The sequence below is a fragment of the Melghiribacillus thermohalophilus genome (genome assembly GCF_004342905.1).
GTDB classification, from domain to species: domain Bacteria; phylum Bacillota; class Bacilli; order Bacillales; family Alkalibacillaceae; genus Melghiribacillus; species Melghiribacillus thermohalophilus.
On record NZ_SMAN01000012.1, the window covers coordinates 12,634 to 32,644 of the forward strand.

21 protein-coding genes are annotated in these 20,011 nt (G+C 42.3%); 6 read left to right on the forward strand and 15 right to left on the reverse strand.

Going from position 1 to position 20,011, the window contains the following annotated elements; genetic code table 11:
* Positions 1 to 216 precede the first annotated feature (216 nt).
* The 3 genes from EDD68_RS09220 to EDD68_RS09230 all read right to left on the reverse strand — a co-directional run bounded on the left by EDD68_RS09220 (position 217) and on the right by EDD68_RS09230 (position 3,117).
* Complete coding sequence (locus EDD68_RS09220; RefSeq protein ID WP_165902123.1) at positions 217 to 780, reverse strand: bifunctional transcriptional activator/DNA repair enzyme AdaA; 564 nt, start codon at positions 778 to 780, stop codon at positions 217 to 219.
* Positions 764 to 2,050: an APC family permease gene (locus EDD68_RS09225; protein WP_132371958.1), complete on the reverse strand. Its 1,287-nt coding sequence runs from the start codon at positions 2,048 to 2,050 to the stop codon at positions 764 to 766. Before EDD68_RS09225 ends, EDD68_RS09220 begins: the two co-directional genes overlap by 17 nt.
* Before the next feature lie 575 nt (positions 2,051 to 2,625).
* Positions 2,626 to 3,117 carry a hypothetical protein gene (locus EDD68_RS09230; RefSeq protein WP_132371959.1) on the reverse strand — a complete coding sequence of 164 codons (492 nt, stop codon included), beginning with the start codon at positions 3,115 to 3,117 and terminating at the stop codon, positions 2,626 to 2,628.
* 731 nt (positions 3,118 to 3,848) lie between these two features.
* Here EDD68_RS09230 and EDD68_RS09235 point away from each other — a divergent pair.
* Positions 3,849 to 5,039, forward strand: a complete 1,191-nt coding sequence (locus EDD68_RS09235; RefSeq protein WP_132371960.1) for an MFS transporter — start codon at positions 3,849 to 3,851, stop codon at positions 5,037 to 5,039.
* Positions 5,040 to 5,373: 334 nt separating this feature from the next.
* Entirely contained in the window at positions 5,374 to 6,945 is a 1,572-nt protein-coding gene (locus tag EDD68_RS09240) for an FMN-binding glutamate synthase family protein (protein WP_132371961.1), read from the forward strand.
* A gap of 45 nt (positions 6,946 to 6,990) precedes the next feature.
* Here the strand turns inward: EDD68_RS09240 and EDD68_RS09245 are convergent, their stop codons facing one another.
* The 3 genes from EDD68_RS09245 to EDD68_RS09255 all read right to left on the reverse strand — a co-directional run bounded on the left by EDD68_RS09245 (position 6,991) and on the right by EDD68_RS09255 (position 9,710).
* On the reverse strand, positions 6,991 to 7,233 hold the full coding sequence (locus EDD68_RS09245; RefSeq protein ID WP_132371962.1) for a hypothetical protein: 243 nt from the start codon (positions 7,231 to 7,233) through the stop codon (positions 6,991 to 6,993).
* 702 nt (positions 7,234 to 7,935) lie between these two features.
* On the reverse strand, positions 7,936 to 8,868 hold the full coding sequence (gene lipA, locus EDD68_RS09250; RefSeq protein WP_132371963.1) for a lipoyl synthase: 933 nt from the start codon (positions 8,866 to 8,868) through the stop codon (positions 7,936 to 7,938).
* A gap of 2 nt (positions 8,869 to 8,870) precedes the next feature.
* Complete coding sequence (locus tag EDD68_RS09255) at positions 8,871 to 9,710, reverse strand: lipoate--protein ligase family protein (RefSeq protein ID WP_132371964.1); 840 nt, start codon at positions 9,708 to 9,710, stop codon at positions 8,871 to 8,873.
* Between the two features lie 249 nt (positions 9,711 to 9,959).
* On the opposite strand from EDD68_RS09255, the gene EDD68_RS09260 reads away from it, so the two are divergent.
* Together EDD68_RS09260 and EDD68_RS09265 are read left to right on the forward strand one after the other, a co-directional pair.
* A complete protein-coding gene (locus EDD68_RS09260; RefSeq protein ID WP_132371965.1) occupies positions 9,960 to 10,688 on the forward strand; it encodes a zinc ribbon domain-containing protein in 729 nt (242 codons plus the stop codon).
* 43 nt (positions 10,689 to 10,731) lie between these two features.
* Positions 10,732 to 11,583: a GNAT family N-acetyltransferase gene (locus EDD68_RS09265; protein ID WP_165902124.1), complete on the forward strand. Its 852-nt coding sequence runs from the start codon at positions 10,732 to 10,734 to the stop codon at positions 11,581 to 11,583.
* Positions 11,584 to 11,911: 328 nt separating this feature from the next.
* Here EDD68_RS09265 and EDD68_RS15240 read toward each other — a convergent pair whose 3' ends face one another.
* On the reverse strand, positions 11,912 to 12,067 hold the full coding sequence (locus tag EDD68_RS15240) for a hypothetical protein (RefSeq protein ID WP_165902125.1): 156 nt from the start codon (positions 12,065 to 12,067) through the stop codon (positions 11,912 to 11,914).
* A 267-nt stretch (positions 12,068 to 12,334) separates the two neighbouring features.
* On the opposite strand from EDD68_RS15240, the gene EDD68_RS09270 reads away from it, so the two are divergent.
* The gene (locus EDD68_RS09270; protein ID WP_132371967.1) at positions 12,335 to 12,517 is read left to right on the forward strand and encodes an SE1832 family protein; all 183 of its coding nucleotides are present in this window, start codon (positions 12,335 to 12,337) and stop codon (positions 12,515 to 12,517) included.
* A 95-nt stretch (positions 12,518 to 12,612) separates the two neighbouring features.
* On the opposite strand, the gene EDD68_RS09275 is transcribed toward EDD68_RS09270, so the two are convergent.
* From EDD68_RS09275 to EDD68_RS09290, 4 genes are all read right to left on the reverse strand, one after another.
* Complete coding sequence (locus EDD68_RS09275; RefSeq protein ID WP_165902126.1) at positions 12,613 to 13,341, reverse strand: SAM-dependent methyltransferase; 729 nt, start codon at positions 13,339 to 13,341, stop codon at positions 12,613 to 12,615.
* Between the two features lie 394 nt (positions 13,342 to 13,735).
* A complete protein-coding gene (locus EDD68_RS09280; protein ID WP_132371969.1) occupies positions 13,736 to 13,969 on the reverse strand; it encodes a FeoB-associated Cys-rich membrane protein in 234 nt (77 codons plus the stop codon).
* 19 nt (positions 13,970 to 13,988) lie between these two features.
* Positions 13,989 to 15,977, reverse strand: a complete 1,989-nt coding sequence (gene feoB, locus EDD68_RS09285; RefSeq protein ID WP_132371970.1) for a ferrous iron transport protein B — start codon at positions 15,975 to 15,977, stop codon at positions 13,989 to 13,991.
* A complete protein-coding gene (locus EDD68_RS09290) occupies positions 15,971 to 16,201 on the reverse strand; it encodes a FeoA family protein (protein WP_207902566.1) in 231 nt (76 codons plus the stop codon). The genes feoB and EDD68_RS09290 overlap by 7 nt, the downstream gene beginning before the upstream one ends.
* A 274-nt stretch (positions 16,202 to 16,475) precedes the next feature.
* Here EDD68_RS09290 and EDD68_RS09295 point away from each other — a divergent pair, with 274 nt between their 5' ends.
* Positions 16,476 to 16,706: a hypothetical protein gene (locus tag EDD68_RS09295; RefSeq protein WP_132371972.1), complete on the forward strand. Its 231-nt coding sequence runs from the start codon at positions 16,476 to 16,478 to the stop codon at positions 16,704 to 16,706.
* A 110-nt stretch (positions 16,707 to 16,816) separates the two neighbouring features.
* On the opposite strand, the gene EDD68_RS09300 is transcribed toward EDD68_RS09295, so the two are convergent.
* From EDD68_RS09300 to EDD68_RS09315, 4 genes are all read right to left on the reverse strand, one after another.
* The gene (locus EDD68_RS09300) at positions 16,817 to 17,308 is read right to left on the reverse strand and encodes an HIT family protein (RefSeq protein ID WP_132371973.1); all 492 of its coding nucleotides are present in this window, start codon (positions 17,306 to 17,308) and stop codon (positions 16,817 to 16,819) included.
* 8 nt (positions 17,309 to 17,316) lie between these two features.
* Entirely contained in the window at positions 17,317 to 17,742 is a 426-nt protein-coding gene (gene arsC, locus EDD68_RS09305) for an arsenate reductase (thioredoxin) (RefSeq protein ID WP_207902567.1), read from the reverse strand.
* A gap of 167 nt (positions 17,743 to 17,909) precedes the next feature.
* Positions 17,910 to 18,959: an ACR3 family arsenite efflux transporter gene (gene arsB / locus EDD68_RS09310; protein ID WP_279388253.1), complete on the reverse strand. Its 1,050-nt coding sequence runs from the start codon at positions 18,957 to 18,959 to the stop codon at positions 17,910 to 17,912.
* Positions 18,960 to 19,035: 76 nt separating this feature from the next.
* Positions 19,036 to 19,374, reverse strand: coding sequence for an ArsR/SmtB family transcription factor (locus EDD68_RS09315; RefSeq protein ID WP_132371976.1), 339 nt, complete (start codon positions 19,372 to 19,374; stop codon positions 19,036 to 19,038).
* Between the last annotated feature and the right edge of the window lie 637 nt (positions 19,375 to 20,011).

Here is a 20,011-nt window from a genome sequence, read left to right on the forward strand (position 1 = left end):
ACGATATTAATTTAATCTTTTCCATGGGAAGGACTCTCTCTCTTCCAAACATACACTTATGATAGAGTGCCTTCCCTCATTTACCATAATTTAGACTAAAGATCCTCAAGAAATATTTTGCACATAGGTTTACTATTATCTGTTTTCCACCTGGGGTGCGGTGAATTTTTACATGTGCAAACAGCTGAAAAACCACAGGAGATACCTGTTTGATAGCTACATTTTCCTGTATTCCCCGGGTGAACAGCCTGTCACATTTTTAAATGCTTTGTAAAAACTAGATAAATTCTCATAACCGACCTGAAAGCCAATTTCCGTGCTGCTCAGATCGGTGGTTTTTAGAAGCAAAACGGCTTTCTGGATTCGAACCTTCTCTAGATACTGTCGGGGTGTGAATCCTGTTTTTTCTTTAAACAGCCTGTTTAGATAAAATGGGCTTAACCCCACGTCCTGAGCCAGATTTTTTAATTGGATTTTTTCATCATAACGGTTTTCCAGAATCGTTTGAACATCCTCTACTATTTCCTGTGATGGATCGTAGTGCCTGACATATATATCAGGACGACATCTCTTGCACGGGCGAAACCCTTCTCTCAAAGCCTCTTGAGCATACTTAAAGAAACGGACATTGTTTAATTGCGGGGTTCTGGATTTGCAGGAAGGTCGGCAAAAAATCCCTGTTGTTTTAACGGCATAAAAGAATTCTCCATCGTAACGGGCATCACAAGTAACCGTGGCTTTCCACATGACTTCTGCTGTTAGTTTATCTGATATGTTCATGAGCATCCATCCTCCCGGGTTCCGAACGTTTCTTTTGCAGGAACATCATATATCCGAAATAGAGCCCCGTAATTATAATCGGCACCGAGATGAACCATTCAAAAAAAGGAAGTACCAGGAGACAAAGAATAAGGGAAAGCGCTGAACACCACCGTGGTAGTGTTTGTCCTTTGAAAAGCCTGACTCCGGCAGCCATTGAAAATATATAGACAAAAATGCCAAGGGATGTCGGAATAAACAGGAAATCATCAAAGGTCATCGAAAAAAAGTCTGTCATCACAACACCTGCTGAAGCAAACCCAATGACAAAAACAACCATCCGTCGGGGAATTTGTTGAACCGGATGCAAAACAGATAATATTTTGGGAAAAGCTCCATCCCTGCTCAGAGAATATCCCAGCTGAGTTAAACTGGCCACAAACGCATTGGATGTACCTGTACAAATCATAAAGGCCATAATCCCTGTAGTCATCTTTGCGCCTATTCCCAGTCTTTCTCCAATCATCACGCCGAGGGGAGAAAGATTACGTTCCATACTTCCATATGTCCCTGTTCCAATGGTGACGATACTTAATGCTAAAAACAATGTTCCAATAATGACCGCACTAATGATGGTACTCCGCACAATATTGTTTTCAGGCTTTTTAAAATGATCGGCCAGATTCGTGATCGCTTCCCAGCCAAAAAATGACCATAAAATAAAAGTCATCGCTTTCCCGACAGAAAACCACCCATGGGGAAGAAAAGGTGAAAACTGCTCCCACTCCATCATCGGAAATGCAGCGAAAACAGCAATTAACAGTATTAAGAGCAAACATGTACTGAGAACGAGTGCCACTTTTCCGCTTACCTGGACCCCATAATAATTCGTGATACCGGCAATGGTTAATATCAATATAGCAATTAAAGGTGTGACTCGCAGCGGCAAATCAAAGGCGTGACTGACATAAAATGCCCCGGTTAACGATACAATGGTCTGTCCCACGGCAGCCGTAACAAAATAAAACCATCCCACCAGATTTCCGGAATGAAAACCAAATGCCTTTCTTACAAATGTTGCTGCCCCTCCAGCATCAGGATAATCACGTGCCAGACAGGCAAATGAGTAGGCTAGAGGAAAACTGAGAATGATCACTAGCAACCAGGACAATATAGATGCCGGACCTGCAATCGAAGCCGTCACCCCTGATAAAAACAGAACACCAGAACCTAAAACGGCCGCCATATAAAGGGCAATACCTTGATATAAACCTATGGGCTGTTTTTCCATCTTGATTCCCTGCCTTTTCTCTTTTGACCTAATCCTAACAGCCCATTTATGTAAGATTCACTTCTTTTTTTGCTCTTTCATTTTGACCCATACATTCAAAGTTATTTGATCGATTACTCTTCTGCCTCCATTTTCAACAAGCTTTATCCCTCTGATCGGATCTCCCTGTACTAGAGAACAGTCCATATAGATTCTTATAATATAAAATAATGACTCCCGATATCTGAAATAACCACGTTTCCAAAGATGAATTCCCCTTAAATTTTCTCTCTTCCTGCCTTCTTAATTGAATAGGATCTTGACAAATTGTTTGATCATACAAAACGAAACTAAAAAAAGTGAGACATATTTACCTTAGACACAGTCTAAAATATTGAAGAATTCCTCATTGAAGGTAGGTGTTTTTGATATTGTTCAATTCGAATCAACTTTCTAACAGAAAAAATGACTTTGAAAACATTATGATCATATATGGAGAAGATCTAAAACGTTTAATTTATACCTATGTACATGATTGGAACGAAACAGAGGATTTTGAATAAGAACAACAAAAACTTTAATCATTATCCCTGACGTTATTTTACTTTTTCCTTTACTTTATTAATCAATTCAATTTCATTAAAAGTTCCTTGCAAACCTTTTATTTTAGATTTAAACTTACTGTTCTTTTTTGGCACAATTGATACATTAGTTAGTTCGTAGTAATATCCATCTGAGCCTTTTGAAAGAAACATTAAATACTCTTTACCTATATCCACAAAATTATATGCTTGATTTAAAATGATCTCTTTTTCCGGCTTACCTTTTATGACCTCTTTTATTTTTAGTGTAGAAAATTGCCTTTTTAGCCCAGCTTCTTTTTCTACTTTAGATTCTTTCATTTTTTTATCTTTTACTTTAACTATCGCGATTAAATCTGAATCTTTAATTAATTCATCTATATCTTTGTGAGGCCAATCCCCCTGGACTTCTGGAGATTCACTGTCATAGTTTATGATTAACCCGACAGATATCAATGATCCAATAGTAAATAAGCATGCTAAAAATATAAACCTACTTTTTTTCACTTAAAATTACTCCCTTTCATCAAGTAAAACCTCTATTTGCATTTAGATCATCTGAGGACATAAACATATAAAGAGAGGAAGGCTGATTTGTTTCAGGGTTGGGAAGGCTTAATTTCATAAGTGAGTGGAATGCTTATAAGGAGTGAATGCATGTTTCCAGTTTTTTCTAAAGTGATTCCTTCTGCAATGGGTTCCATTGTGATGTTCAAATTATTGGTTCTTTGAACAACATTCCAATCATGTATGTACTTGTCTTCTGGATTCAGGTAGTTATAACTACTGGCCAGCAGCCATCAGAAACATAAACATAATCACCGGGAATTTTCGTTTCATCTAATAACCTCCACAGTAACGATCTTCCGTTACAAAGCAAGCAATGATGGAGTGATGGACATCCGATTTAGCAATCCTGTAACTAAGGAAACATTAGAATAATGCTGTGCTGTTCCTGCAGACATTTATAACCTTTATTTAACTGATGACGAATGATTTGAATGAGATTTACTGCCTCCCCTCCATGTTACCATATTGCAGTAGCACAAGTTTATTAACGAATCATATATTACATTTTTTTACAAACCATTTTTCATAGGCAAATGACCATTAATGTGCTATGGTTTGTATATGACAATAAAAAAGTGGATGAAAGCTGTCGCCCGTTTGTCTTTTTTGACCAATCGGGCGGCATTTTCTAGTTCAAGATGATGTTTATGTAAAAGGTGGAGAACGATATGCAGCAGAATGCAAGATTGTGGACGTTGCCCTTTGTCTTGTTAATTTTGGGGAACGGCTTTACGTTTATGAGCTTTCAGATGCTTATTCCAACCCTTCCCCCGTACATTGAAGATATCGGAGCTACGGCGACACAGGTCGGTCTGGTGACAACCCTGTTTTCTATAGGGGCGATTATGATTCGGCCATATATCGGCTTTTTACTGGAAAGCCAGACTCGGAAAAAACTCGTTTTAATCGGTTCGTTGTCGTTACTCTTACTAACGATGGTGTATCCGCTCACTCAAATTATTTTCCTCCTTCTGTTTTTGCGTTTTATTCATGGTGTGGCCTGGGGCTGGTCTACAACAGTAAATGGGACAGCGGGCGTGGATTTAGTTCCCAGAAGCAGAATTGGAGAAGGAATGGGATACTTCGGTCTTTCCGCTACAATCGGAATGATTATTGCTCCCAGCCTCGGCATTTTTATTTTTCAAAACTATTCCTTTAACCTGTTGATTATGATATCTGCAGTTTTAGGTACAGTAGGATTTATACTGTTTTCATTGACGGCCTTTCGCACACCCGAGGCTGTTCAGAAAACTTCCATAAAGGATACAAAATTTTCTTTTTTTGGATCATTGATTGACAGAAACAGCTGGTACCCGGCCTTTGTGACGCTGATGACCACCTTTGCCTATGGATCTATTATTACGTTCCTGGTCATCTTTGGGGAAAACCGGGGGATTGAACATATTTTTCTTTTCTATCTGGTGAATGCCATTATGGCGACCATTTTCCGTCCACTGTCCGGAAGGTTTTATGACTTAAAGGGGCCATGGCTTCTGATTCTGGGTTCTTCGCTGATTGCGTTTGTGGCTATGTGGATTCTTGTGTATGCCCATCATTCCTGGATGCTCGCCCTTTCCGGAGGATTATTCGGAATTGGATTCGGTTCGATGATGCCCGGACTGCAGGCCTGGGTAATTTCTAAAACGACTGTCGAACGCAGTGGAGTCGCCAATGGTATGTTTTATTCTGCCATCGATCTGGGGATCGGGATGAGCGGCATTTTGTTCGGTTCCATAGCTCAAATGTTCTCCCTGGAGCTCGGCAGTGTATTTGCCATGTCCAGTTTCTTCTTCTTAATCGTTTTCTTGCTCACCTGGATGGACTACAAAAAAGAAAAAACGCTGACTGGACAGATGTAATAACCCCCGTATGCTCACATCCATACGGGGGTTACATATGTGCACGTCCCCCAAATTCATATTCAAATTTATCAAACCTCACACATATCATGTTGATTGATGGGTGGAATATGATTGACGGCTGCCTTATTGTTGCCCTCGAAATCATAAATAATATTCTGTTGATCAATTAAGAAGATTGACACAAATTGGTGTTTGATTGGTAAAGTTGTTGTTCGATCTGGAAGTAAAGAGGGATTTGCTAAATTGACAGGCAAAAGGTTTCTTTTTGTCTAGATAAAAAGGTTTCTATAGGAAGAAAGTCGAATCATACGTTAGGACCATATGAAGGAGGATGTTTCTGTTGGGTGAAATATTATCAACCATTATTATGATCATTTTATTGATTCCTGGTTTATTCGCGATTTATTTCTTTTTCTTTGACCGCCGGCAGCAGAGCCATTCGGTACTCCGAAATTACCCGATTATCGGAAGGATTCGATACTTTTTGGAACATATCGGGCCGGAACTGCGCCAGTACTGGTTTATCAACGACAATGATGGTCAGCCTTTTTCACGAAAAGACTACCAGGATATTGTGATTCCAGCAAAGTACAACAAACGTCTGTTAGGATTTGGATCGAAACGAAATTTTGAAGAACCCGGCTTTTACATAAAAAACACCATGTTTCCAAAACAATCCGATGAGCTTCGGATGGATCAGGAACCAAAAATCATGACAAAAGTATATGAGATTGATAAAGAACTATTATTCGCCCGAAAGGAACATCGGGAGGACAGGTTGATTGACCCCTATCTATTGACCGATGAGGATGCTGTTGTGATTGGTCCCAACTGCCGCTATCCCTTCCGGCTGAAAGGGTTAATCGGTATGTCTGGAATGAGCTACGGAGCGCTAGGCGAACGGGCTATTGAAGCATTATCCACCGGGCTGGGACGTGCAGGGGGAACCTGGATGAATACCGGAGAAGGAGGCATTTCCGATTATCACTTGAAAGGTAATGTGGATCTCATCATGCAAATTGGACCCGGATTATTTGGAGTCCGGACGAAGGATGGCGAATTTTCCTGGGAGTTATTGAAGAAAAAAAGCGAACTGGAGCAGGTGAAAGCGATAGAGCTGAAGTTTGCACAGGGAGCTAAAACGAGAGGCGGACACATTGAAGCAGAAAAAGTGACGCCGGAAATCGCCAAAATCCGAAACCTTGAACCATACCAATCCGTTGACAGCCCTAATCGGTTCAACGAATTTACAGATACAGTATCAATGATTGAATTTGTGGAGGAAATCCGGTCGGTTACTGGGCTCCCGACAGGAATTAAGATTGTTGCAGGGCACCGCTCCGAGTTGGAAGAACTGGCCCGCATCATGAAAGAAACCGGGAAAGGCCCGGATTTTATAACGGTTGACGGCGGTGAAGGGGGAACCGGTGCCACCTATCAGGAACTGGCTGACAGTGTCGGGCTGCCGCTCCGTTCTGGCCTGCCACTGGTTCACGATGTACTGTCGAAATTTGGTGTGCGTGACCGAGTAAAAATCATCGCTTCCGGAAAATTATTTACGCCGGACCGAATCGCGGTAGCACTGGCCATGGGAGCTGACCTTGTCCATATTGCTCGGGCTTTTATGGTGACCGTCGGCTGCATCATGGCTCAGGTTTGCCATACAAATAACTGTCCAGTAGGGGTAGCAACCACTGACCCTGACTTGCAGAAAGCTTTAAGCATAGATGAAAAATCGTATCGAGTGACCAACTACCTCGTTTCCCTGAGGGAAGGATTGTACAACCTGGCCGCAGCCAGCGGAATTGAAAGCCCCGTTGAATTTTCCCGTAGACATATTGTGTATAAAGATCAATTTGACCGGCTGCATGAAATAAACTCGGTGAAAGGGCCAGGAGCCTGAAGAGAGGGATGTTAAAAAAAATGGATCTGGTAAACTGCACCAGATTTAATGATGACCAACATTTCTATTGCTGATAAAAAATATAATTGCCAAAACGAAATGAATGACTGGAACAAATTTGGCCCATGGATATAAAGGATAAAAACTGAAATACACCGCAACAGGCGTCATCGTTAATCCACTTACGGCCATCAACCACCATAATCGTTTCCAGAAAGCTGCTATGAATGTAATGACAGAAACCGTTAACAGAAACCAGAAGAGAAATCCAGCCCAGTAAAATTCCATATAATCCCTCCTCCTACTTGTATTATATGCTAAAACATGAATAAATTTAAATGTTAAATTCATGTCAGGAGGGAAAGAACACACAAACGATACACCAGTGTCACAGCATGTTCATTCAAATAGACCCGGTATGTCTGGAAAAGAAATATCCCTTTTCATTTTAGAGGGTGAAGGACAAATCAAGACTTAAAAATGGCATCCCATCTATAACCAAGCTCCTCAGCAACCAATCACGCTGAGCCACAAAGTTTTATCCCACACGAAGTTCATCAAAAGACAAATCAAGACGAATACCCGAGAAACATGTTTTGCATATGGCCGATGAAGGACAAAGCCTGTCTTACATATATTGATTGTGTCCTTTATTTGGCATGTGGGAGACATATCCTGCCTTGCATACTGTGAAAATGTCCGTCAAATGTCTGGTGAAGAACATAACTTGCCTGACATACTGTGAAATGATCCTTCATTTCACCTGTGAAGCACAGACTTACACAAAAACAAAAAAGACATGTCTGACACTAAAAGTAAAGATCGGCCCATTTTGTCAATTCTTTTTCCATCGAGGTTCATATAAAAACGCCTGGACCATCATGTTCCAGACGTTAGTAACTTGCTGAACCAGAATAAAGTATACGATTTACATGAACGGCTTTGACAGCCAGAAACGGCACAACATTGACGGAAAACCAATGAACTCAATTAGCTTTGATCAGCCGCTTTTTGAATATAATGCTTTTCGTATTGTTCCCTTCTGCGCTTGGCTGCTTCGCTTACCTGCTCATCCGCATGGTAGGACGAACGGACAAGGGGGCCAGCCTGACAATGTTTGAACCCTTTTTCACGGGCAATCCGGCTTAACTCTGCAAATTCTTCCGGACGGTAATAGCGTTCAACTTTTAAGTGTTTGCGGGTTGGCTGCAGGTACTGGCCAATGGTTAAAATATCTACATCATGGGCCAAAAGATCATCCATGGCTTCCAGGATTTCTTCTTTCGTTTCCCCCAGACCAACCATGATGCTGGATTTCGTCGGAGTATCCGGTGCAATTTCTTTCACCCGCTTCAAAAGCTCAAGTGAACGGTCATAGGTCGCCTTTGCCCGGACTCTTGGGGTCAGGCGGCGGACGGTTTCAATATTGTGATTGAAAATATCGGGTTTCGCATCCATCAATGTGTGCAGGCTTTCATAATCTCCTTTCATGTCTGAAGGCAGTACTTCAACTGTACAGCCCGGATTGCGGCGGCGAATAGCCCGTATGGTTTCGGCAAAAACGGCTGCTCCGCCATCTTCCAGATCATCCCTTGCTACAGCTGTGACCACCACATGGCGAAGTCCCATTATTTCAACAGATTCTGCCACGCGTTCCGGCTCCTGCCAGTCCAGTTCCGTCGGTTTTCCGGTCTGAACGGCACAGAATCGGCAGGCGCGGGTACAGATACGACCTAAAATCATAAAGGTAGCCGTTTTTCGAACAGCCCAGCATTCATGAATGTTGGGGCACTTTGCCTCTTCACAAACCGTATGTAGGCGTTTTTCCCGCATCATTTTCTTCAGACCCGTATAGTTTTTATTCGTGTTTAATTTAATTTTAAGCCATTCCGGCTTGCGTACGTATTCTTCTCTTTTGCTCATGTTTAAACCACCCCTTCTGCTTTCTCCCGTTTGTAAGTCCAGGCATCCGTGCTGTAACGGGTGTCAGCCAAATTTTGAACCTCTTCCAGCTGTTCACTGGTTAACTCAAATGGTTGAAGCTCGATACCCAATCCTGAACGGAAGCCTTCATAAAAGGCATCTTTCACTTCTTCGACCGGCACCTCTCGTTTCAGTACTTCTTCAATCGTAATCGCCCTTTCCGCAAACTTCTCCTTCGCGCGCTGCCGTATCTTGTCACTGGAATACTCAAACAGATCGAAAAGAACTTCGGTATCCATGCTGATGGGAACAGAACCATGCTGGAGAATGACCCCCTTTTGTCTCGTCTGGGCACTTCCCGCTGCTTTTTTCCCATCAATCACAAGTTCATACCAGGAAGGCTCTTCAAAACAGACCGCCGAACTGTTTTTCCCCAGTTTACGTTCCGGTATCGAAAACTCTGCCTGAATGCCAAGGTTGCGGTAGCCTTCCAAAATGCCCTGGGAAATCACTCGGTAAGCCTCCGTGACCGTTTTCGGCATTTTTTCATGCTCCTCGCTGACCACCACACTATAGGTGAGCTCATGGTCATGGAGCACCGCCCTTCCGCCGGTCAGCCTGCGCACCATATCAAACCCGTGCTTTTCAACGGCTTCCACACGTATTTTCCCCTGGATTTTTTGAAAATACCCGAGGGACAAACCTGCCGGCTTCCACTGATAAAAGCGCAATACCGGCGGGATCAACCCCTGACTGTGCCAGTTTAAAAGCGCTTCATCAAGAGCCATGTTAAAAGCAGGTGTCTGAATATCTGTATCTATAAAAAACCATGTTTCCTTCATATTGCTTCCCTCGCTTTGCTGAGAGCATGACTAGAGAACATCAAAAACATTTTAACAATCCTATGTGAACTTTACAAATATATAGTGGAATAATGATTTTTAAAAAAAAGAAAAAGACAAGAATGTGCAAAATGATTGGTTCCCTGCCGAAAAATTTTCAGTGTAAAAGGAAGTTGTGCAATCATTGTCGAATTAAGCTTATATGTCTGATTAGGGCAATAAAATAAAAAATCTTTTGGGGGGATGAACATGAAGTGTCCAAACTGCGGACAGGAAGTAGATGAAGAGTTATTTTGTTTTAACTGTGGGACTTCACTGAAAAAAGCGATGGATGAGACAGAGGAAGGTCTGTCACCTTTAGACAAACCTGCAGATGAGTCCTCGAAATCCACTAGCTTGAATGGGTACGCTCAATATTTGTTGACCTACTTCAAACAGCCCTCAAATGCCAAAAACCTGAACGAAGAAGGCTTTATATATGGCATGATCACTATGGGACTATTTGGATTCATGGTTTCACTATTTGTTTTCATATCATTGAATCATCCGCTGTTTGGAAATGTGCCGTTTTTTCAATTTTTCGTGATGCCACTTCTCGCAATTTTCGCTATGCAGTTGGTGGTGGCAGGAGCAGTGTATGGCGCCCTCTACATGATGAAAGCTGATGTCAGCTTGAAAGCGGTGTTCGCTCAATTCGGGGGCTATGTCATTCCATTTTTGATCATCTATCTGGCTGGATTTTTATTAAGTATGCTGGATTTAAATACTCTTTCGGTTATTTTCAGTTTGATTGGAACCCTTGGTGCCCTCTTTGTCATTCCAGTATTCATTTTGAAGGAAAAATTGCCGAAAGAACGGGTCCAATCCGTTGACTTCGTATATCTGCTGTTCGGTATTTACGCTCTATCATTTATCTTCCTTAGCTTCACGATGCGGGTCTATATGCGGCTGCTCATTCCTGCTTTTATGGGGTTGTAACCCTCGGATCATCCTGTTAATATGGCTAAAAGGAGCTGAAATGATGCGCTGGATGAAATATGAACGTGCCACAGAATTTGATCGTAAAGTTAAACCTTTGTTGCTAAAACATGAAGCCTGTCATAATCTTCCCATTGGTGTGTTAAACCGCCTTCTGAATCAGCATGATCTTGGGGATATCCTGATGGCCACCGTCGAGAATAAACAAAAGATCCTCGGGTCTTTTTTCATGACGCCTCCTCATCATTTGATTGTAACATTCCATGACGCAGATCAGATAGCCCGTACAGCTGAGTTTGCTGCAAAAAAACTGGCCGCTTCTAAGGTCAAGATTCCCAGTCTGATCGGAGAAAAACATCAGGTCTCTGTATTCGCAGAATCCTGGAAAAAGATTAGCGGACAGGATTACAAGTTAGGAATGAAGCAGCGGATTTATCAGCTGTCCGAAGTTGAAGATATTCCGGAAAGTGAAGGAAGTATGCGGATGGCGACAAAAGAAGATCTGTCATTTTTAGAAGATTGGGTGCTTGCTTTCAATAGAGAAACGCCAGAACGTCCCCTCTCAAGGGAGGAAGCGGCTCAATTAGCCGAGCATAGAGTACAAGAGGGGTCTCTTTATTTATGGGAAGTGAAACACAAGCCGGTCGCCATGGCCGCTCGAACTAGAAAAACTGACCATGGACAGACCGTTTCTCTCGTATATACTCCTATTGAAGAGCGTAAGAAAGGATACGCCTCTTCTCTGGTCAAACACCTGAGCCGGGAAATATTAAACGATTATACCTTCTGTTTCCTGTACACTGATCTAGCGAATCCAACTTCTAATAAAATTTATACTAGAATCGGATATCAGCCCGTTTGTGATTCTCTTGTTTTAGAGATAGTAGATGATTGAGTCGGGCTGTGATGGAATGAACCGCAAATATACCTTGATCTTAAGCGTAATCCTATCATTCTTGTTCATCTTTGTTTCGGATGACACTCTGGTTCAAGAGAATGGATATCGATTCGGACTTCCCTTTCAATTCATCACCTTTTATGGCTCAGAACTTCCTGAATACAAGTGGCAGCTATTTAGCTTACAAACATTCGATCGGCAACCAGTGTTCATTTCGGATACTTTTGGCTCAATGCCATGGTATTTTATGTGTTGATTCGAATTGTTACTAACGTCAAAAAACGGCCTGGCATCTCAAATGAGTAAATGCCAGGCACTTTTTTTCCTAATGTTTGATCTGGATTCCTCTCTTATAACAATGGTTACATAATTTCATTTTGTATTCTTCCTCGGTTTTCAGTCCTCTTCCACAGCCTCGACAACATCCCAGATCCTGATCAATAAACTGATGATGGATCAACCATTCATCTGCCTGGTACACGGTCATTAGCTCCTTTCCCTCATTTATAAGGTCTTCATTTCAGTTATTCCCGATTTCATCCCCAATCAATAAAAATATTTTTACAAAATGTTGAACCTTTTCTCCCCCCTTTACCTCGCCACTCTATTGTTCTATGACAGAAAAATCATCAGGTGCGGGCTGCTTTTACCTGTTTAAGGAAAAGAGGGAACTGCCATTCCTTTTTCTTTCCTTTTCATGACTCATCTACTACAATAAAAACAGACCATCATAAATGGGGTGTGTACCATGAACCGTAAAGAACTGGAACAAAAAATCGCCGAGCTGAAAATGGACTATATCCGGATTCAGGGCGACCTTGACAAAGTAGAGTCTATTGGAGGCAACGTATCACCTCTGGAAAAAACATTGCAGCACATGGAGGAAGAACTGAAAGAATTAAGGGAACAGCTCGCTGCTGCAAAGGAATAAGCAGCCAGGCAAACTTTTGGACATATCAAGATTTAAACCCTCGTTACCTTTTTCAGATAACGAGGGTTTTGCTTTAATTCCGGTGATACGGTCATCTAGCATAAACTTTTTCGCATAATATAGATAGCCCAGCCTGTAAACTCTCTCTCAAACTGAAGATAATCCGCCTGATGTTCATGTAAAAAATCGAGCACCTCCTGTTTTTCGGGGTGATCTGGATGATGTTCCAGCCATTTGATCAGGCCATACCAGTTGTCACAAATATACCGGTCCCACTCATCCTGAGAAGAGCGAATAATATACTCCAGCTCAAACCCTGATTCTCGAATATCCTTCAGAAGTTCATATTCAGTCTGGGCTTCCTTCTGAAGTGATTCTGGTGCATCACTTCTTGACAAATATCGCTCACCAATTACTGCACGTCCTTCATCCTTCATCATAGCTTCCAGGGTTTGAAGGGTTCTTTTGAAATCTCCATAAATAAAAGTAGCTCCAAGACAGGCGACCACGTCAAACTTTTCATCCGTTTTAAATTGCTTCCCGTCCATACAGACAAATTCCAGCCGATCCTCCAGGTTTAGTTCTTTAAACCTTGCTTCAGCCCGTTCTCTGGCATATGGCCGGATATCCACTCCAATACCGCTTATTTGAAAATGTTTTCCCCATAATGCGAGTGTTTCACCAAAACCTGCCCCTACATCCAGCACCCTTGAAGACTGGTCAACCTTCACAATTTCTCCTACTTTCAAGATTTTTTCTGGAGATGAAGGGTTAATCACCTTCATATACTTCTCTGAAATATTAACCAGGTCAAAAAAATTCATTGAGATATTCCTCCTCATGTATTTTTCATAAAAAAGACAGGGACAGAACAGCATTGGTCCCATCCCTGCCTAAAAGGTCTGAAAATCGATCTTTAAGACGTGAAAAAACCGTGCGAAACAGCACGGTACCATGACGTAAACTAGTTTTTTAAGATCCATGGAATTTACCGCTGTTCTTAACCATGGCTTTGTCCAAAAACCGGTCCCTTTCTAAAGCCCTTCACCTGTTTTGGGCATAGCAAGTCCTTGTCCTTGCTGCACAATTTTTTTACAGGGACATATCAGGAGTAACAAAGCCTTATTCAATTCGTTTAGTTAGTTAAGAACAACGACTTTCAAACAAATTTCCTCCTAACATCGATTACCTATATATAATCAAGTAATGAACAGGATGTCAAGATTCTTTCTCCTCTTTTTTAGCTTTATCGAGCGGCTGGTTTTCCTTTTTCATCTTCTTCAAATATTCCTGTCTTTGTTCCGGAGAAACAATGGAACAGCCGGACTGACAGCTGTCTTTTAATGAACAGGTTCCACAGGGCCCTTCTTCGTGGCTCTTTTTCCAGAACCGGTACAAGTGCCAGGCTGCATAGCCAAATATCATAACCCCAAGGAAAATACTGATGAACATTTCAAAAACCTCTTCCCTTTTAAAATCCTAGCAGTTGCCCCACTTGATAAATCACCAGGGATACCAGATAGGCCAGAACGAGCCCGTACACGAGAGAAAAGAGCGTCCATTTCAGGGAATGGGACTCTTTTCGAATGACTGCGACTGTGGCAATACATGGCATATACAGAAGCACAAATGCCATAAAACTGTATGCTTGAAGTGGTGTGAAGCTGGCCATAATTACTCCCTTAAGGGTATCCACGTCCGGAACAAAGTAAATGATGTTCATCGTGGATATAATGACTTCCTTAGCCAGGGCACCTGTCATTAACGCAACTCCGGCTTCCCACGTACCAAAACCAATGGGGGCTAAAAGGGGGGCAACCCATTGACCTGACACTGCCAGAAAACTTTCATCAATCGAAACATCCATGCCAGTTGGTCCTGTGTACGACAGGAGCCAGATCAACACCGTCCCCGCAAAAATGATGGTACCTGCCTTTTTGATAAAGCCTTTCCCCTTTTCCCAGGTGCTGCGAATTAAGGATCTTACCTGCGGTGTATGATATGGCGGCAATTCGACCACAAAAAAAGACCCTTCATTTCTCAAAATCGTTGATGACAGCAGTTTAGCCAGTGCAAAGGCAAGTATGATTCCCAGTACATAAAGGGATAGGACTACGATTCCCTGATTCTCGGCAAAAAAAGCACCGGCAAACAAAGCATAAACTGGCAGCCGGGCTGAGCAGGACATCAACGGAGACAGCAGCATCGTGATGAGGCGTTCTTTCGGTTGCTCTATACTTCTCGTTGCCATCACGGCAGGGACATTACAGCCAAACCCAATAATCATCGGGATAAACGCCTTTCCGTTTAGTCCAATCTTTTCCATCACCCGGTCCATTAGGACGGCTACCCGGGCCATATACCCCGAATCTTCTATTATTGAAATGAAGAAAAACAAAATGAAAATCTGCGGGACGAACACAAGTACCCCGCCTACACCTGCAACAATCCCATCGATGATTAACCGGTGAATAAATACGGTGGCATCCATAGCCCCAAGGAGTGCCTCCAGCCACCCTGTCAACGGTCCGGCAAAAAAGGAATCCAGTGCATCCGATAAGGGCGTGCCCAGCCAGTCAAACGTCAATTGAAAAATCAGAAACATAAGTCCAAGAAAAATAGGGATACCAAAAATCCGATGGGTCAATACCTGATCCAGCCGTTCCGACAGGAGAACATTAGCTTTGCCTTTACGGACTGTTTTTTTCATCACATCTTGAACAAACTCCTGCCGAACCGTTTGGATATGCTGATATAAAGATCGTCCATTCAGCAGTTTTTCTGCCTGCTGTTTAAAACGATTTAAAGCATCCATCGATATGTTTTCAGATAAATATTTTTCAACGATCGGATTGCCTTCTAAAAATTGAAGGGCAAGCCAGCGGCGGTTATGGCTATCATCAGGTATATTCGCCTCGATGTTTTCGATTGCCTGTTCCACAGCATCCCCATAATTGAGCCTCAGAGCCCGTCTAGACTTATCTGATAGCTGTGCCAGATAAGTCTGAAGCTGATCTAAGCCCTGTCCGCTTCGGGCAATAATAGGGACTACGGGAATACCAAGCACTTCTTCAAGTTTTTGAGCATCTACATCGATCCCCCGGCGTTTCGCCACATCTACCATATTTAAGCCAATCACCAGCGGCTTGCCAAATTCCAGAAGTTGCACGGTTAAATATAAATTTTTGTCTAAATGCGATGCATCCACAATATTGACGGCACCTTCAAAAGACTCCTGCAGCAGAAAGTTCATCGCAACTGTTTCATCTTCAGATAAAGGGTTGAGGGTATATATGCCAGGGAGGTCAATGAGCTCCCCCTGGTTTCCTTTCAGTTTTCCGATCTTTTTTTCGACCGTGACACCAGCCCAGTTCCCCACAGTCTGATAAGATCCGGTCAATTGATTAAACAATGAGGTTTTCCCTGTATTGGGATTTCCAAATAACGCATAAGTCAACATGATTTCCTCACCTGAATACAGGCAGCATCTTTTCGGCGGATCCCAATTTTTTGATTCTCTGTTGCCAGAATACATGGTCCGCCAAAGGGAACCTTGCACTGATAGCAAATTTCAGAACCCTCCATTAGCCCTAAATGCTGCAAACGGCGTCGAACCCTGTCTTGGAGTCCGTTCATGCTAGTAATGGTCACTTTTTCTCCTTCTTTTATGTCAAAGAGATTCATGCCGGCCCTCTCCTTATCCATAACGTTGAAAAATTCAAATGACAACTACTTCCCTTTTATTGAAAATCATTATCAATGAGTTTGATTTTATTATACCCCCTACCCTATTTAGTTGTAAACCGTCTTACTCTTTTACCTTGTTTAAAAAACATTCTTCATTCATTCGCTTCATGAAATATAGCTGCAGATTTTCTGATATTGCAGCCATTTTATAGTGAGCGCTTTCATATAGGTATATAATGGAATAAATATTCTGAATTTTAGGAGTGGTGAAATGTCGAAAGTCGAACCGGCTGGTGCTGAAGACTTATGGAATGATAATCCGAATCCCCTTTATACAGAGAAGGACATCGGTTCCACCCGACTCCACAACAGTTTTCGTGCCGAATTGCGCCCGAATTTTTCAGAAAAGGAATATAACAAATTTGTTCGGCTAAACACGGTACGGGACTGGTCGCTGTTGACCTGGGATGAATGGTGTGGTGGCCGGGGAGCGATAGATTGAGCTGTTGGAATTTGGAAAACATTTAATGCATGCGCTGGTTTTTGTTCCATACACGATGAAGTCCGAGTATGAAAAAGTCGACATCCCTTTTTGAGGAGATGTCGACTTTTTTATGGTGCTGCCTGTAATTCTTTTTGCAGCAGCTGAATGGCTTTTCTGACGCCCTGAACATGTTGTTCACCATTCATATGTTTTCTGGCATGAAGCAGAACCGGACGGACTGACTCAACTGAGCGGCCAAATTCATACATCCACTCATAACGGGGAACCATCCAGGTGTGAAAATGGTGGGTGGTATCTTCGTTGTAGAAGTAATATACATTCTCGATTCCCAATACGTTGCGCTGAGCTTCCCGGATCCTGCGAAGAATCCGGATATAGTCTGCCGCTTCTTCATCCGTCAGCTGATCAAAGGTTTTCACATGCCGTCTAGAGGCTAGTATGACTAGCCCTTTTATGGGGTAAGCCACATCCTGATGGGCATGAAAATGGGCTGACTCCACTATGGTCCCTCCATCAGGCTCCACAATCCCGTTCACAATGGCACAGCTTAAACACTCGACCTCCACTACCCTGCCATTGGACAATTTCATTTTTCGCATTCGAACCCTCACATTTCAAGTTCATTTTTTAAAAACATCTCAATGCGGTCCTTGATTTGATCACGTACTTCTGCAAATTTTGTCATGATCTCTTCTTCAGTACCCGTAGCTTTTGCTGGGTCTTCAAATCCCCAGTGTATCCGGTTTACATGTGGCGGTGTTGCCGGGCACCTGTCATTAGCGTCCCCACACAGGGTAATGACATAATCTGCTCGATTTAACAGATCGAGGTCAATGAGCTCAGATTGATGTCCGCTGATGTCCACCCCGGCCTGTTTCATCGCCTCCACAGCACGGGGGTTGAGTCCATGGGTTTCCACCCCTGCACTGTAGACTTCTGCCCGATCCCCGGCCAGATGTTTCGCCCAGCCTTCCGCCATCTGGCTCCGGCAGGAATTCCCCGTACACAGAAAATAAATCATCGGTTTCTTCATCATAGAAACTCTCCTTTCCTAAATCAAGTGGTGCCTAGTGGTGCCTGTCTCCTGTCGAATGGTAATTACTTCTTGATAGCCCAGCTTCCTCCTGAGGGTGCCGGTCACCTGTCGAATGATCCTGTTAGCCTGAACGGGATTGAGCCCAGTCTACCTGCCAACTCTCGTTAAATGTGCCTGTCACCTGTCGGGAAATATTTCCTGCGCAACCAGAATGCTACATTGACCAGTGCCAGCATTACCGGCACTTCCACTAAGGGCCCAATAACAGCTGCAAAGGCTGCTCCGGAGTGAATTCCGAAGACGCCTACTGCAACCGCAATGGCCAGTTCAAAGTTGTTGCTGGCTGCGGTAAACGATAGCGTAGTGCTGACAGAGTAATCAGCCCCTGCCTTTTTCCCCATAAAAAATGAAATGAAAAACATCACCACAAAATAAATGAGCAGTGGTATTGCTATCCGCACCACGTCAAACGGCAGTTCCACAATCATATCCGCTTTCAGCGAAAACATCACCACAATCGTAAACAATAGAGCAACCAGTGTTAACGGGCTGATTTTGGGCACAAATTTGGTTTCATACCAGTTATGGCTTTTTGTCTTCACGAAGACAAACCTGGTAATCATACCCGCAATGAACGGAATCCCTAAATAGATAAAGACACTTTTGGCCACCTCAGCCATGGAAATATCAATAACCATACTTTCAAGTCCGAGCCATTTCGGGAACAACGTGACAAATAAATAGGTATAAACCGAATAAAAGAACACCTGGAATATGGAGTTAAACGCTACCAGTCCGGCTGCATACTCTGTACTCCCCTTCGAAAGGTCATTCCAGACAATGACCATTGCAATACAGCGGGCAAGTCCAATAATGATTAACCCAACCATATACTCCGGATAATCACGTAAAAAGATAATGGCCAGAACAAACATAAGGGTGGGACCGATCACCCAGTTTTGGAATAATGAAAGGCCAAGGATTTTAACATCCTTGAACACTTCCCCCAGCTTTTCATATTTTACTTTGGCCAGAGGTGGGTACATCATGATCATCAGCCCGATAGCAATCGGAATGGACGTTGTGCCCATTTGAAACTGGTTCAGAAAGTCCACAAATTCAGGTGCTATATTTCCGATGATAATCCCGGCTGCCATCGCCGTAAAAATCCATAACGTTAAATATCTGTCCAAAATCGATAAACGTTTTGCAATCGGTTTTGCCAATGTTTCTTCATCCTCTCAACAAATCCTGTTATTTGATTAGTGCCTGTCACCTGTCGAATAATCTTTAAGCCTGTTCTAGAATGTTGCACTGAACACTGCTGCCCTGATCCTCAATAGCTTTCAGTTCATTCGTAAGATCAGGAAGTACGGATAGATCAAAACCCAATTCTTTAAATGCTTCTTTATTCAATGAGTAGAACACCCACTTCCCCCGGCGCTCCTCTTTCACGAGACCAGCAGATTTCAACCGGAACATATGTTTTGAAATCGCTGGCTGAGAAATGCCAAACACAGGTACAAGTTCACATACACAGCAATCTCTAACTTTCAAAAGTCCAATGATTTTTAATCGAGTTGGTTCACTTAATGCCTTCAGTTTCCCCGCCAGATTTTCAAATTCCATAAATACTTTCACCCCCTTCGACAGGTGCCAGGCACTTGTCGAATGACAGTTTTAAGAATTCCATACTTATTATAATATAATCATATGGTTATTTGTTTTTAAAAATAAAAATCTTTACCAAAAATTTATTCAATTAATCCTGTGTCTAACCATAAAAATTAGTCCAATTTAGTCGAATCACTTTATCTAATCTTCTCGAATCGAATCGAAAAATCCTTATTTTCCCCCAAAAAATTTTTTATTTTTTTTGTAGTTTTTTAATTTTTAGGCTCAGTTTTTTCATAATTCCTATAGAAATTTTTAAAAAACTAGGGTCATTCGACAAAAATTTTACCCATTTCTTAGATTCGCATTTTATTCTGGGTTCATGTTATAACATAATCAAGTAAAAGGGAGGCATTCCCCGTTACAAAATAAAAAAATAACATGACCTTTACCCCAGTGGATCAAATCTGGTTTGATCACCTATCCATTTAATATGTTATTCCTGAAATATCTCCGTTTGTACCCCTCGTTTTTCTGACGCCTCCCAATTCCGGCTCATTTTCTAGAGCCGGTTTTTACTTTGACCACGCTCCTTTATACTACTACTTGTAGGCGAAAATGCCAGAATATATTTTCATCCCATTAAAAAAAA